This window comes from Caldifarcimen microaerophilum, from assembly GCF_055387105.1.
Map to the genome: position 1 here is coordinate 188181 of NZ_AP038914.1, position 12437 is coordinate 200617.

At 61.0% G+C, this 12437-nt stretch carries 12 protein-coding genes; all 12 read left to right on the top strand.

Features of this window, described 5'->3' with window-relative positions; translation table 11 throughout:
• On the top strand, positions 1-633 hold the full coding sequence (locus AC6HU3_RS00925) for a class I SAM-dependent methyltransferase (RefSeq protein ID WP_497473934.1): 633 nt from the start codon (positions 1-3) through the stop codon (positions 631-633).
• Positions 617-1480, top strand: coding sequence for a 1,4-dihydroxy-2-naphthoate polyprenyltransferase (locus tag AC6HU3_RS00930; protein WP_497473935.1), 864 nt, complete (start codon positions 617-619; stop codon positions 1478-1480). The genes AC6HU3_RS00925 and AC6HU3_RS00930 overlap by 17 nt, the downstream gene beginning before the upstream one ends.
• 81 nt (positions 1481-1561) lie before the next feature.
• Positions 1562-2317 (top strand): electron transfer flavoprotein subunit beta/FixA family protein, encoded by a 756-nt coding sequence (locus tag AC6HU3_RS00935; RefSeq protein ID WP_497473936.1) that lies wholly within the window; start codon positions 1562-1564, stop codon positions 2315-2317.
• A gap of 11 nt (positions 2318-2328) precedes the next feature.
• The gene (locus tag AC6HU3_RS00940) at positions 2329-3312 is read left to right on the top strand and encodes an electron transfer flavoprotein subunit alpha/FixB family protein (RefSeq protein WP_497473937.1); all 984 of its coding nucleotides are present in this window, start codon (positions 2329-2331) and stop codon (positions 3310-3312) included.
• A complete protein-coding gene (locus tag AC6HU3_RS00945) occupies positions 3309-4499 on the top strand; it encodes an acyl-CoA dehydrogenase family protein (RefSeq protein ID WP_497473938.1) in 1191 nt (396 codons plus the stop codon). The genes AC6HU3_RS00940 and AC6HU3_RS00945 overlap by 4 nt, the downstream gene beginning before the upstream one ends.
• A gap of 47 nt (positions 4500-4546) precedes the next feature.
• A complete protein-coding gene (locus tag AC6HU3_RS00950) occupies positions 4547-6247 on the top strand; it encodes a long-chain-fatty-acid--CoA ligase (protein WP_497473939.1) in 1701 nt (566 codons plus the stop codon).
• Between the two features lie 3 nt (positions 6248-6250).
• A complete protein-coding gene (locus tag AC6HU3_RS00955; protein ID WP_497473940.1) occupies positions 6251-7447 on the top strand; it encodes a 2,3-bisphosphoglycerate-independent phosphoglycerate mutase in 1197 nt (398 codons plus the stop codon).
• On the top strand, positions 7437-8168 hold the full coding sequence (locus tag AC6HU3_RS00960; protein ID WP_497473941.1) for a DUF432 domain-containing protein: 732 nt from the start codon (positions 7437-7439) through the stop codon (positions 8166-8168). Before AC6HU3_RS00955 ends, AC6HU3_RS00960 begins: the two co-directional genes overlap by 11 nt.
• Before the next feature lie 11 nt (positions 8169-8179).
• Entirely contained in the window at positions 8180-9016 is an 837-nt protein-coding gene (locus tag AC6HU3_RS00965) for a mechanosensitive ion channel family protein (RefSeq protein WP_497473942.1), read from the top strand.
• 1 nt (position 9017) lies between these two features.
• On the top strand, positions 9018-10274 hold the full coding sequence (gene murD / locus AC6HU3_RS00970; protein ID WP_497473943.1) for a UDP-N-acetylmuramoyl-L-alanine--D-glutamate ligase: 1257 nt from the start codon (positions 9018-9020) through the stop codon (positions 10272-10274).
• Positions 10249-11367: an FtsW/RodA/SpoVE family cell cycle protein gene (locus AC6HU3_RS00975; RefSeq protein WP_497473944.1), complete on the top strand. Its 1119-nt coding sequence runs from the start codon at positions 10249-10251 to the stop codon at positions 11365-11367. Before murD ends, AC6HU3_RS00975 begins: the two co-directional genes overlap by 26 nt.
• Positions 11319-12416: a UDP-N-acetylglucosamine--N-acetylmuramyl-(pentapeptide) pyrophosphoryl-undecaprenol N-acetylglucosamine transferase gene (locus AC6HU3_RS00980; RefSeq protein WP_497473945.1), complete on the top strand. Its 1098-nt coding sequence runs from the start codon at positions 11319-11321 to the stop codon at positions 12414-12416. Before AC6HU3_RS00975 ends, AC6HU3_RS00980 begins: the two co-directional genes overlap by 49 nt.
• Positions 12417-12437: the final 21 nt, after the last annotated feature.

Genomic DNA, 12437 nt, shown 5'->3' on the forward strand with positions numbered 1-12437 from the left:
ATGGCACAAAATCGGGCGTTTGAGGCACTGCCGGAGCGATACGATTCCTGGTTTGAGCGACATCCGGATGCCTATGAGGCCGAACTTCGCGCGTTGCGGAGGGTACTTCTCCCCTTCCGGAAAGGGCTTGAAGTGGGTGTGGGAAGCGGGAGGTTTGCCGCCCCTCTGGGCTTTGCCTTCGGTGTGGATCCCGCCCTCGCCCTTCTCCGACAGGCCCGTGCCAGGGGACTCCGGGTGGTTCGGGGTGTGGCGGAACATCTTCCCGTACGAACCGAATCGGTGGATGCGGTTCTCCTGGTGACCACGGTGTGTTTTGTGGATGATCTGGACCGCACCTTCCGGGAAATCCACCGGGTGCTTGTGCCCGGCGGGTTTCTGGTGACCGGGTTTGTGGACCGCGATTCATGGCTGGGCGAGCGTTACCTCCGGGAGAAAGAGCGGAATCCCTTCTATCGGGACGCGACCTTTGTTTCCACGCCTGAACTTCTGGAAAAACTCAACGCAGCCGGGTTTCGGGCGGAGCAGGTGATGCAAACCCTGTTTGAGAGCCAGGAGCACCCCTATGGCGAGGGACGAATCCAGGACGGATACGGCACGGGAGCCTTCGTCGCCCTCCGTGCCCGGAAGGCTTAAGCGCTGGCTGTTTGCAGCCCGGATCCCCACCCTTCCGGCCGCCCTATCCCCTGTGGTGGTCGGGAGTGCGCTGGCCTTTCGGGACGGATCCTTCCATTGGCTCGCGGGACTGGCGGCGCTGTGGGGGGCCCTCTGGATCCAGATCGGCACCAACTTTGTGAACGACCTGTATGACGGCCTGCGGGGGGTGGATCGTCCGGAGGATCGTCTCGGCCCCCCCCGGGCGGTGGCCCTGGGCTGGATTCCTCCGGACACCATGCGCCGCGCAGCCTGGCTGGCCTTCGGGCTTGCGACACTGGCCGGGGTGTATCTCGTGTTCCGCGGAGGGATCCCCATCCTCGTGATCGGTCTTCTCTCCATTCTTGCAGGATGGGGATACACCGCCGGGCCCTTCCCCCTTGCCCGCACACCCCTGGCCGATCTGGCGGTGCTGGTGTTCTTTGGTCTTGTGGCTGTGGGGGGGACCTATTATGTCCACACCCTGTCCCTTTCGCCCGATGCTCTCCTTGCCGGTGTGGCCGTGGGTGGACTGATCACCAACATTCTGGTGGTGAACAACGTTCGGGACCGCTTCTCCGATGCCCGTGCCGGCCGGAAGACCGTTCCCGTGCTGCTGGGGAAGCGGGGAGGACTCCTGGAATATGCCTTTTTCCTCGCCCTGGCTTATGGCATCGCCCTTCACCTTCAGGCCTGGCTTGCCGGCATCACCCTGCCCTTTGCCCTTCTCCAGTTCCTTCGTCTCGCACGGGAGGAAGGCCCGGCCCTCAACCGGGTGCTTGCAGGGACCGGAGCCACCGTGTTTTTCTATGCCCTCACCTTCTCGCTGGATGTGGCCTTTTTGCGTTGAAAAATGACGGAAAAACGTGTATACTAAAAGTCTCATATCCCTTTCTTTCTGGGTCATAGCATTCGAGCAAGGAGGCGCAGGATGGAAGTTCTTGTGCTCTTAAAGAAAGTCCCCGACACGGGAATCCCCCTGAAGGTCACGTCGGATGGTTCGGACATTGACCGGACGGGGATCACCTATGTGATGAGTCCCTACGACGAGTATGCCCTGGAGGCCGCCCTCCGTCTCAAGGAAGCCGGGAAGGTGAGCGGGATCTCGGTGCTCACACTGGGCGACGCCGGTGCCGAAGAAATTCTGCGAACCGCCCTCGCTAAAGGTGCCGACCGCGCGTTCCGGATCGATGCGGAGAACTTTGAGCTCCTGGACGGATGGGCCACCGCCCGGGCCATCCACGCGTGGTTGAAGGATCAGAGCTTTTCCCTGATCCTTGCCGGGAAAGAGGCGGTGGACGACGCCTCGTCCCAGGTGCCTTTCTATCTCGCATCCTTTCTGGGATGGCCGGCGGTGAGTTATGCGGTGGACATGGACGTGGAGGGCGAACGGGTCCTGGTGGAGCGGGAGACGGACCGGGGCGAGGAGAAGCTGGCCCTTCCCCTTCCGGCAGTGGTGGCCTTTGATCGGGCAAGATATGAACCCCGCCTGCCCAACCTCCGGGGCATCATGCAGGCCAAACGCAAGCCCATTGAGGTGATCAGCATCGACGTGCCCGCTCCATCCATCCAGCGGACAGGACTGGAGATGCCCCCACCCCGGGAAGCCGGCCGGGTGACCACGAGCGAATTCCCCCAGAACGTGGAAGAACTCATCCAGTTTCTTGAGGAAAAGGGTCTCATCTGAGGAGGTGGACCATGATTGTGGCCTTTGTGGAAACCCTTGACGGCGTCCTGAAAGACGTGGCGTTTGAAACCGTTTCGGTGGCGGCACGGGTGAAGGAGGCCCTGGGGGGCGAGGTGGTGGCAGTGGGTGCCGGGAAAAAACCGGAGAACCTTGAACACCTTGGAAAGTTCGGCGCGGACCGGGTGATCTTTGTGGAGGATGAGCGGGTGGAATACGCCGCTCAGGCCCGGGCCCATGCCGTGCTGAAGGCGCTGGAAGGCAAAGAGTTGAAGGCGGTGGTGTTCCCCGCCACCAAGCCCGGGAAAGAAGTGGCGCCTTTTGTGGCAGCGGGACTTTCGTCCCCCATGCTCACGGACATCGTTGACCTTTCCTTTGACGGTTCGGCCCTCGTGGCGAAGAAACCCCTGTATGCCGGCAAGGTGATCGGCACCTTCCGTCTGGAAGCCCCCGTGCTCATCTTTTCTCACCGTCCCAAAGCCTTCGGGGCGGACGAGAAAGGGGGCGAGGCTCCGGTGGAGGTGATTCAGGTGGACCTCCCCGATGAAGCCCTGCGGCTGGAGGTGGTGGAGATCAAAGAGAAGGAGAAGGGCGAGGTGGATGTGGCGGAAGCCGATTACATCGTTTCCGGGGGCCGCGGTATGGGTGGACCCGAAAACTTCAAACTCCTCTATGAACTTGCGGACGTGCTCACGAAGCTCACGGGCAAAAAAGTTGCCGTGGGTGCCTCCCGTGCTGCGGTGGACGCGGGATGGATGCCCCACTCCCACCAGGTGGGTCAGACCGGAAAGGTGGTGTCTCCTGAACTTTACATCGCCGTGGGGATCAGCGGTGCCCTCCAGCATCTCGCCGGCATGCGCACGTCCAAGTATATCGTGGCCATCAACAAGGACCCCGAAGCCCCCATCTTCAAACTCGCCGACTTCGGCGTGGTGGACGATCTCTTCCGGGTGGTTCCCGAACTCACGAAGCGCCTGAAGGAGAGGGCCGGGGGATGAAGACCTCCCTTGCCCACACCCTGGAATTGGAGGAACACCGGATCCTCCGGGAAACGGTCCGCAAGTTCGTGGACGAGAAGGTCCGCCCCGTGGCGGCCGAAATGGACGAACGGGATCACTTTCCCCGGGAACTGTTCCGGGGGATGGCGGACCTGGGGCTCACCGGTCTCATGATTCCGGAGGAATACGGGGGGTTTGGGGAAGATCTCCTGGCCACCGTGATCGCGTTCGAAGAGATAGGGCGGGCCAGTCCCGCCCTGTCTCTTTCTCTGCTGGCCCACACCATCCTCGCGGGTGTTCCCATCACGAGATACGGCACGCCCGAACAGAAATCCAGGTATCTTCCGAAACTCGCGTCGGGCGAATGGATCGGAGGCACCGCCTACACCGAACCCAATGCCGGTTCGGACGCGGCGGCCATCCAGACCCGGGCGGAAAAGGTGAAGGGGGGCTGGAGGCTTTACGGCAGCAAGGTGTTTATCACCAACGGTTCGGAGGCCAGCCTCCTGGTGGTGTATGCCAAAACGGATCCCGATGCAGGACACCGGGGCATCACCGCCTTCCTTGTGGAGGTCCCGACGGAGGGGTTCAGCGTTTCCAAGAACTTTGAAAAGATGGGCATGCGGGGGTCTCCCACCTCCGCCCTGTATTTCGACGGCGTGTTTGTGCCCGAAGAAAACGTGCTCGGAACGCTGAACCGCGGGTTTTATCAGGTGATGCACGGGTTCAACGTGGAGCGGATGACCATTGTGGCCATTTCCGTCGGGATTCTCCAGGAAGTGCTGGAATGGATGCTGGAACATGCCTCGGTGCGCAAGCAATACGGCCGCCCCATCGGTGCCTTTCAGCTCGTCCAGGAGAAAATTGCCCGGACCTTTGTGGATCTGGAACTTGCCCGCACCTACCTGTATCTTGCGGCCCGGGAATACCATCCCGAGGAAGACTGGCGCTTCCCGGCCGCAACCATCAAGATCTTTGCCGCGGAACAGGCCACCCGCAGAGCTCTGGACGGCATTCAGGTCCTGGGGGGCTATGGTTACACCCGGGAATATCCCCTGGAGCGTCTGATGCGGGATGCCAAACTCATGGAAATCGGTGCCGGAACCACCGAAATGATGATCCGGGTGATCGCCCGGAGTTTGCTTCGCCGGTGGGGACTCTCCGAGGAGGACCTTGAAGGTTCGTGAGGATGGACCTATAGATAAAGCGGAGGCTGGCTTAAGGAGGTTGGCTTATGCGACTGGATGAATATGAGAAGAAAGGGGAGCGCCCGTGGTTGACGTTTTATGGGAAGAACGTTCCCGCCCATATTCGCTATCCTGAGGTGCCCCTCTATTTTCTTCTGGACGATGCCCGGGCTCGGTTTCCCCACCGTCCGGCCACGCTCTTTTTCAGGAAAACCCTGACCTATGAGGAACTCTTTGAGCGGGTGGAGGCCCTGGCCACGGCGTTCCAGAAAACCCTGAAGATCCAGAAGGGAGATCGGGTTCTGCTGGTGCTTCCCAATTCTCCCCAGTTTGTCATGTCCTTCTATGCCATTCTCAAAGCCGGGGGCATTGCGGTTCAGGGAAACCCCCTCTACACGTCTGACGAACTCCGGTATGAGGTGGAGGATTCCGGCGCCCGCTATGCCATCACCCTGGATTTTCTCTATCCCAAACTGGAACCTCTCCTGGAGGAGGGCCTTCTGGACGGCATCGTGGTGGCCAGACTCCAGAGCGAAATGGGCTTCCCCTACAACATGCTTTTCCCCCTGAAGCTTCGCAAAGAGGGGCGCTCGGTGAAGGTTCCCGACCGCCCGGGCATTTTCCATTTTGAAGAGCTCCTCAAAACCGAGCCGGACTGGCGAGCACCCTCCATCCATCCGAGGGAAGATGTGGCGCTGTTTCAGTATACGGGAGGGACCACCGGAAAACCCAAGGCGGTGATGCTTTCTCACTTCAATCTGGTGGTGAATACCTATCAGATCATCGCCTGGTCGGAAGATGTGCGGTATGGGGAGGATAGCCTGCTTGCGGTGATTCCCTTTTTCCACGTGTACGGGATGAGCGTCGCCCTGAACTTTGCCATCGCCACTGCCAGCCGCCTGATCATCCATCCCCAGTTCCACGTGAAAGATGTGATACGGGATCTGGAACGCTACAAAGTGGCCTTCTTTCCCGGCGTGCCGGCCATGTACATTGCCATCCTCAACCATCCCGACGTGAAAAAATACGACCTCTCGTCCGTGCGGGTGTGCCTTTCCGGTTCGGCGCCTCTTCCGGTGAAGGTGAAGGAGGATTTTGAGCGCCTCACGGGCGCCAAGCTGATTGAGGGCTACGGTCTTTCGGAAGCCTCTCCCGTCACCCACAGCAATCCGGTGTATGGCCTCAACAAACCCGGATCGGTGGGCATCCCCTTCCCCGACACCCTGGCGGCCATCGTGGATATGGAGAAGGGGGAGGACGTGCTTCCTCCAGGGGAAGAAGGGGAACTGGTGGTGAAGGGACCTCAGGTGATGCTCGGATACTGGAACCGGCCGGAGGAAACCGCGAAAACCCTGCGGAACGGCTGGCTCTATACGGGGGACATCGCCCGGATGGACAAAGACGGGTATTTCTATATCGTGGACCGCAAGAAAGATATGATCATCGTGGGGGGCTACAACGTGTATCCCCGGGAAGTGGAGGAGGTCCTTTATCAGCATCCCAAGGTGAAAGAGGCGGCGGTGGTGGGCGTGCCCCATGAGTTCTACGGTGAAGTGCCCAAGGCGTTCATCGTGCTCAAGGAAGGGGCGACCGCCACGGAGGAGGAGATCCGGGAGTTCCTTGCCCAGCATCTGGCGAAATACAAAATCCCCCATGAGATTGAATTTCGGGATGAACTCCCCAAAACCTTTGTGGGGAAAGTCCTGCGTCGGGAACTCCGGGAAAAAGAAGCCGAAACCAAGGAGTGAGTCATGGTTTATCAGGACCTGGTGGTCCGGAACAACACCAAACTGGTCCTCCTGGTGGCCGATGGCCTGGGAGGGTTGCCCCATCCTGAGTTTGAACACAAGACCGAACTGGAATACGCCCACACCCCCCATCTGGATCGTCTGGCTGCCCGTTCGGCCCTGGGGCTTCACCTGCCCCTTTCACCCGGCCTCACGCCCGGGAGCGGTCCTGCCCATCTGGCCCTTTTCGGATATGATCCCTTCGAATACCGTCTGGGCCGGGGAATCCTGGAGGCGCTGGGCCTGGATGCACCGCTGGAGCCCGGCGATGTGGCCCTCCGGGGGAACTTCGTCACCCTGGATGCTTCCGGGAACGTGGTGGATCGTCGGGCGGGCAGGATTTCGGATGACGAGGCCCGTCCCCTCCTCCTCCGGCTCAAGAACGAGATTCCTTCCGTGGAAGACGTGGAACTCGTCTGGGTGCCGGGCAAAGAGCACCGGTTCGTTCTGATCCTGCGGGGGACCGATGTGTCCGATAACGTGTCGGACACGGATCCGGGACGAGAGGGCGTCCCGCCACTGGAGGCCCAGCCCACGTCTCCCGCGGGGGAAAAGGCGGCCCGGGTGATCCAGGCCGTGATGGAAAAAGCCCGGGAGGTGCTTGCCGGGGAGAAGGCCAACGGTGTGGTGTTCCGGGGTGCGGCTTCCCTTCCTTCCATCCCCTCCTTTGAGGAGCGGTGGGGACTCAAGGCGATGGGGCTTGCCTATTATCCCATGTACCGCGGCCTGGCCAAACTGGTGGGCATGACCGTTCCCCACGTGGAAAGTTTTGACGAAGCGCTGGAAAAGCTCCAGCAGGCGTGGGAGAGCTTTGACTTTTTCTTCATTCATTTCAAGGAAACCGACAAGAAAGGAGAGGATGGAGATTTCGCGGGCAAGGTTAAAGCGATTGAACGGCTGGATGCCGCGTTACCCACGATTCTGAAACTCAACCCCACCGTTCTGGTGGTTACAGGGGATCACGCCACGCCGGCCCTCTATCGATCCCATTCCTGGCATCCCGTGCCCCTTCTCCTCCACGGCCCCTTCAGCGGCCACGACGGCGTGGAAGCCTTTTATGAGAAGGTATGCCGTCAGGGAAGCCTTGGAGTGATGGGCGCTCCGGCCATTCTCCCCCTCATGCTTGCCAACGCAGGGCGGCTCAAACGCTATGGAGCTTGAGCTTTTCCAGGACCCTGTCCGCGTTCCCCTGGGGGATCGGGAACTCGAGATCACACCGGTGGGGGAAGGGGTCTTCCGGTTTGCCCTGGACGATTCGGTGAAGATCATTGCCGTGGAAGGGGACCGGGCCCGTATCCAGCTGATGCCTGCATATCTGGATCGTCCGGCCCTCCTCATGTTTGATCCGCCCATCGCCCTTGCCCCCAGAGGACGGGCGGAGATTTTTGTGACCCTGCCCGTGGGCGTGGAAGTGGTCCTCCTTGAGAACGGTTCGTCTGTGCCTGTATACGAGATTCTTCCTCCAAAATTGAAGCGTGCCTGGTTTGGGGACATGGAGAGCGGTGTGCTCGTCTATGCCGTTTCCGCCCAGATTGTGGAAGATCCCTCGTCTGCTCCCGCAGATCGGTTTACCGTGCTCCTCCCCCTTTCCATCCGATCCGAGGACCAGACCTCCCACGATCTTCGCCATCTTCTTGTGGACACGCCCCAGCTTTCCATCTATGAGAACGAGGAGGGCGTCCGGTTTACGGAAGTGGTGGACGTGATTGTGACGGAGGAGCGGATGGAAATCCGGTACACGGACCGACCGCCGGACCGGGGACTCCGGGAGATCCGGAAGGGGCTTGAAAGTGCCCAGCTCCATGGCCTGGATCGGCTGGCCCGGAGGACGCTCTCCCGCTGGAAGCAGCTTCTCCGTCCCTTTGATCCCTTTGGAAATTGAGGAGGCCAACCATGGAATGGGCGTCCGCATTGTTCCAGACTGCGCTGAAGACCGTGGAAGCCAACCGGGAGGCGATCCTCGGATTTGGCCTGAAACTCCTTGGAGCCCTTGCCCTTCTTCTGGCCGTACGCATCTATTTGCGGCGCTTTCACCGGCGGTGGTTGCGTCAGCTGGAACCCCAGCTCGGACGCCACACCACCGCGGTCATCACCCGGTTCTCCGCCTATGGCGTCTGGCTCCTCTGGTTTCTGGGGGTGCTTGTGCTGTTCGGCGTCAACCCCGGAACGCTGTTTGCAGGTCTGGGGCTCTTTTCGGTGGCCATCGGTTTTGCCGCCCAGAAATCCGTGTCGAACCTGATTTCAGGTCTCTTCATCCTCTTCGACCGTCCCTTTGAAATCGGCGATTTCGTGGATATTGGGGGAACCATTGGCACGGTTGCCGCCATCGATCTTCTGTCCACCAGGCTGCGCACCCCGGACAACCTCCTGGTCCGGATTCCCAACGAAACAGTCCTGGGGAGCGTCATCCGGAACTTCACCCACTTTGACATTCGCCGGCTCGCCCTCCAGGTGGGCGTGGCCTATGATGCAGACCTGAAAAAAGTTCAGGAGGTCCTCTACCGGGTTCTTTCGGAACATCCCATGGTGCTTGCGGATCCGGCACCCCGGGTGATGCTCACGGAGTTCGCGGATTCTTCCATCAACTTTGAGGTGTGGGCGTGGGTGGAGCGGGTGAACTTTCTGGATGCGAAAACCCAGATCGCCCAGGCCATCAAGGAAGCCTTTGATCGGGAAGGGATTGAGATCCCGTTCCCCCAGCGGGTGGTGTATCTCCATCAGAGCGCGTGAGATGCGCTGGACGGGTGAACGGGTGGCGGTGACGGGCTGCGGGCAGGCGGGGCGTTCCATCTTCCGTGCCCTGAACACCCTGGGCGCGCGGGTGTACCTCTCGGAGTTGCGCCCAGGCTGTGATCTCGTGGGGCCCCGGGTGGAGACGGGCGGACACGGCCCCCTTCTCCACGAGGCCGACTGGATCCTTCCCAGTCCGGGGATTTCGCCCTTCCGGTATCCCCTGCGCTCCCTGCCCATGCCCCGGATTGGAGAGCTGGACGTGGTGGCACCCACCTGGACTGGACCAACGGTCGCCGTCACGGGAACCAACGGGAAAACCACCACCGTGGCCCTGCTTTCCCACGTGCTTCAGGTGTCCGCCTGGGGCAACATCGGAAACCCTCTGGGAGATTCCCTTTTTTCCCGGGGGCTGCGGGTCCTGGAACTCTCCAGTTTTCAGCTTCATTCTACGCGCCTCTTCCGGCCCACCATCGGCGTTCTTCTCAACATCGGCGAGGATCACGGAGACTGGTATCCCTCCCAGGATCTCTATGTCCAGGACAAGCTCCGGATGTTCCGGGATCAGACGCCGGAGGAATGGGCGGTTCTCCCCCGGGCGTGGGAGGAACGACGTCCGGGCAGAGGCAAACGCCTGTTTCTGGACGGAATCCCCGGGATCGTGCAGGAAGGGGACCGGTATGAGATTCAGGTGGGCAACCTTCACCGGTCCGGGACCCTGCCCCGCTTCTCGCCTTTCCGGGTGTTTGATACTGCGGTGCGGGTGGTTCTGCTGGTGGGCACACTGCTCGGTCTGTCGGTGGAGCGGCTTCACGGTCGTATCGTGTCCTTTGAGGGACTCCCTCACCGGATGGAAGCCCTGGGGGAGATTCGGGGACGGCTCTGGATCAACGATTCCAAGGCAACCAACCCCCATGCGGTGGAGGCGGCCCTCCAGGAAGCCGAACGGCCGGTGGTGCTTCTTCTGGGAGGGCTCAACAAGGGGCTGTCTTTTCGGGGGCTGGCGGATACAGTTCGTCGGTCGGTTCGTCACCTGGTGGTGTTCGGTGTATCCGGTGAGGAGATCGCCCGGGAACTGGAAGGGACGGTGCCCCTGACGCGGGTCTCAAGTCTTGAAGAAGCGGTCCAGACCGCCCTTCGGGTTTCCCAGCCCGGAGACTGGGTCCTCTTTTCGCCAGGCTGTGCGAGTTTTGACGCCTTTCGCAACTATGCCCATCGGGGGGAGGTCTTCCGTGAGATCGTACGGTCCCTCGCTTAATCCGCCGGTGGTCCTTGCGCTTGCGGTGATGTTTCTCCTTCTCGTGGGGGTGGTGGAATACTACTCCGCCATGGTGTATGCCGAAACCATCGAAATCACCCGGCTCTTCCCCCCGGAGTTTCTCAAATACGGTCTGCGGATCCTCCTTGCCCTGGGGGTGTTTATCTGGGTTCAGTGGGTGGACCTGCGGGCCTGGATCCACCCGGATTACGTTTCCACCGACCCCGGCTGGATCCAGCGAATCCCCTATTACCGGATCATCGCGGTGGTGACCCTGGTGCTTCTTGTGCTGGTGCCCTTTTTCGGAAAAGAGGTGGGGGGAGCCCGCCGGTGGATTTTCGGATTTCAGCCGGCGGAACTTGCCAAGGTGTTCTGGGTGATGTACCTTTCCCGGTATCTCTCAGAACTTGAAGAGGATCCCACCCGCAGTTTTTCGGCCTGGATTCCACCTCTCGTCGTGCTGGGACTTCTGTCCTTTCTCATTGCCCTTCAGCCCAACATCTCCACCATCGGCTTCCTGTGGCTCGTGTTTTTCGCCTATGTGGTGCTTGCGGGTCCGGTGTGGGCCCTTTTTCTCTTCGCCCCCCTGGGAATGGCAGGGTTTGTGGGGATGATCAAACTCTTTCCCCATGCCGCCCGGCGGGTGGAAAGTCTGGTGTCGGGGGAACTGCCGGAACAGGTGCAGATGGCGCTGGCTGCCATCCACGAAGGAGGACTGCTGGGCAAGGGACCCGGTCGGGGTCTTCTCAAGTTTGAGATCCCCCAGGCCCACAACGACTTTATCTTTGCCGTGATCGGGGAGGAAATGGGTGTGGTGGGGATGACCCTGGTGATCCTGGCCTTTCTCGCTTTGCTGTGGGCAACCTATCAGGCCCTTCAGTCCCGCCGGCTTTTTGACGATGAGAAGCTCCTGGTGTATGGCGCGGGCATGGTCCTGGTGCTTCAGGCGTTGGTCCATATCGGCGTAAATCTGGGGCTTCTTCCCCCCACGGGACAGGTGCTGCCTTTTGTGAGCCGGGGAGGCTCCAACCTGGTGGTGAGCGCATGGTGTCTGGGGATTCTCTGGAAAGGCCTCGCCGAATCGCACTCCTGACCGGAGGGACCGGCGGGCACATTTTCCCCGCCCTTGCCGTGGCCCATGCGGCCAGAGAGGTGGGGGTGGACGTGGTGGTGGGGATCGGAAGTCCCCACCTTGAGCGGGACTGGGGCGATGCGGTGGTGTATGAGGCCCCCCGTCTGCGTCCGGTCCACCGGGCGTTTCGGTCCCTTCCCCGGATCCTCTCACTTGCGGGAGAATGGCGAAGACGCCTGGCGGATGCGGATGCGGTCCTCGCCTTCGGAAGCTATGCCTCCTTTCCGGCCCTTCTCGGTGCGCTCCTGGCCCGGAAACCCCTGTATCTCCACGAACAGAACGTCCTGCCTGGAAGGGTCACCCGCCTCTTTGCGCCCTTTGCCCGGCGGGTTTTTCTCTCCTTTCCCGGCAGTCTTTCCCGGTATCCCCGGAAAGGCGAGTGGGTGGGGAATCCCATTCGTCCGGAGCTCTTTGCTTCAAGGGAAGGATGGACCCGGGAAGCCGCACGCCGGTTCTATGGCCTTCCGGAAAACAGCCTGGTGGTGGGCATCTTTGGAGGAAGTCAGGGGGCCCGGGGGCTCATGGAGAAAACCCTCCCGGTGCTGGTTCAGAAGGATGTTCCGGCGATCCCTCTTGTTATCACGGGAGAAAAACTCTTTCCGTGGGTGGAAGAGCGCTTTGGCGGGACCCGGGCGGTGCTCGTTCCCTTTGAGGAGGATATGGGACGGTTTTACACGGCGGTGGACGGTGTGATTTCCCGGGCGGGGGGCGGATCCATTGCCGAACTCATGACGTTTGAGATTCCCTCGCTGTTCGTTCCCTTTCCGTTTGCGGCGGACAACCATCAGGTGGCGAATGCGCTGGAGGTGGTGCGCATGGGGGCCGGAGAGATGATGGAGGAGAAGGACCTCCATCCCCGGCGCATCCGGACCTGGATCCGGCACCTTCAGGATCGGGATTACCGGGAGCGCCTCCGGGCGGGCATGCGAAAGCTTGCCCGTCCCCGTGCCGCATGGGACATGGTGAACAGGGTGCTGGAGGATCTCTCCCATGCCCCTTCGTCGGATTGAAGCCGTCTGCGCGTAAGGATC

What these genes read in the sequence shown, in the direction of transcription:
- AC6HU3_RS00965 (WP_497473942.1), top strand. Translation starts at nt 8,180, where the DNA reads ATGGAATGGGCGTCCGCATTGTTCCAGACTGCGCTGAAGACCGTGGAA.
- AC6HU3_RS00950 (WP_497473939.1), top strand. Translation starts at nt 4,547, where the DNA reads ATGCGACTGGATGAATATGAGAAGAAAGGGGAGCGCCCGTGGTTGACG.
- AC6HU3_RS00940 (WP_497473937.1), top strand. Translation starts at nt 2,329, where the DNA reads ATGATTGTGGCCTTTGTGGAAACCCTTGACGGCGTCCTGAAAGACGTG.
- AC6HU3_RS00945 (WP_497473938.1), top strand. Translation starts at nt 3,309, where the DNA reads ATGAAGACCTCCCTTGCCCACACCCTGGAATTGGAGGAACACCGGATC.
- AC6HU3_RS00955 (WP_497473940.1), top strand. Translation starts at nt 6,251, where the DNA reads ATGGTTTATCAGGACCTGGTGGTCCGGAACAACACCAAACTGGTCCTC.
- AC6HU3_RS00980 (WP_497473945.1), top strand. Translation starts at nt 11,319, where the DNA reads ATGGTGTCTGGGGATTCTCTGGAAAGGCCTCGCCGAATCGCACTCCTG.
- AC6HU3_RS00925 (WP_497473934.1), top strand. Translation starts at nt 1, where the DNA reads ATGGCACAAAATCGGGCGTTTGAGGCACTGCCGGAGCGATACGATTCC.
- murD (WP_497473943.1), top strand. Translation starts at nt 9,018, where the DNA reads ATGCGCTGGACGGGTGAACGGGTGGCGGTGACGGGCTGCGGGCAGGCG.
- AC6HU3_RS00960 (WP_497473941.1), top strand. Translation starts at nt 7,437, where the DNA reads ATGGAGCTTGAGCTTTTCCAGGACCCTGTCCGCGTTCCCCTGGGGGAT.
- AC6HU3_RS00935 (WP_497473936.1), top strand. Translation starts at nt 1,562, where the DNA reads ATGGAAGTTCTTGTGCTCTTAAAGAAAGTCCCCGACACGGGAATCCCC.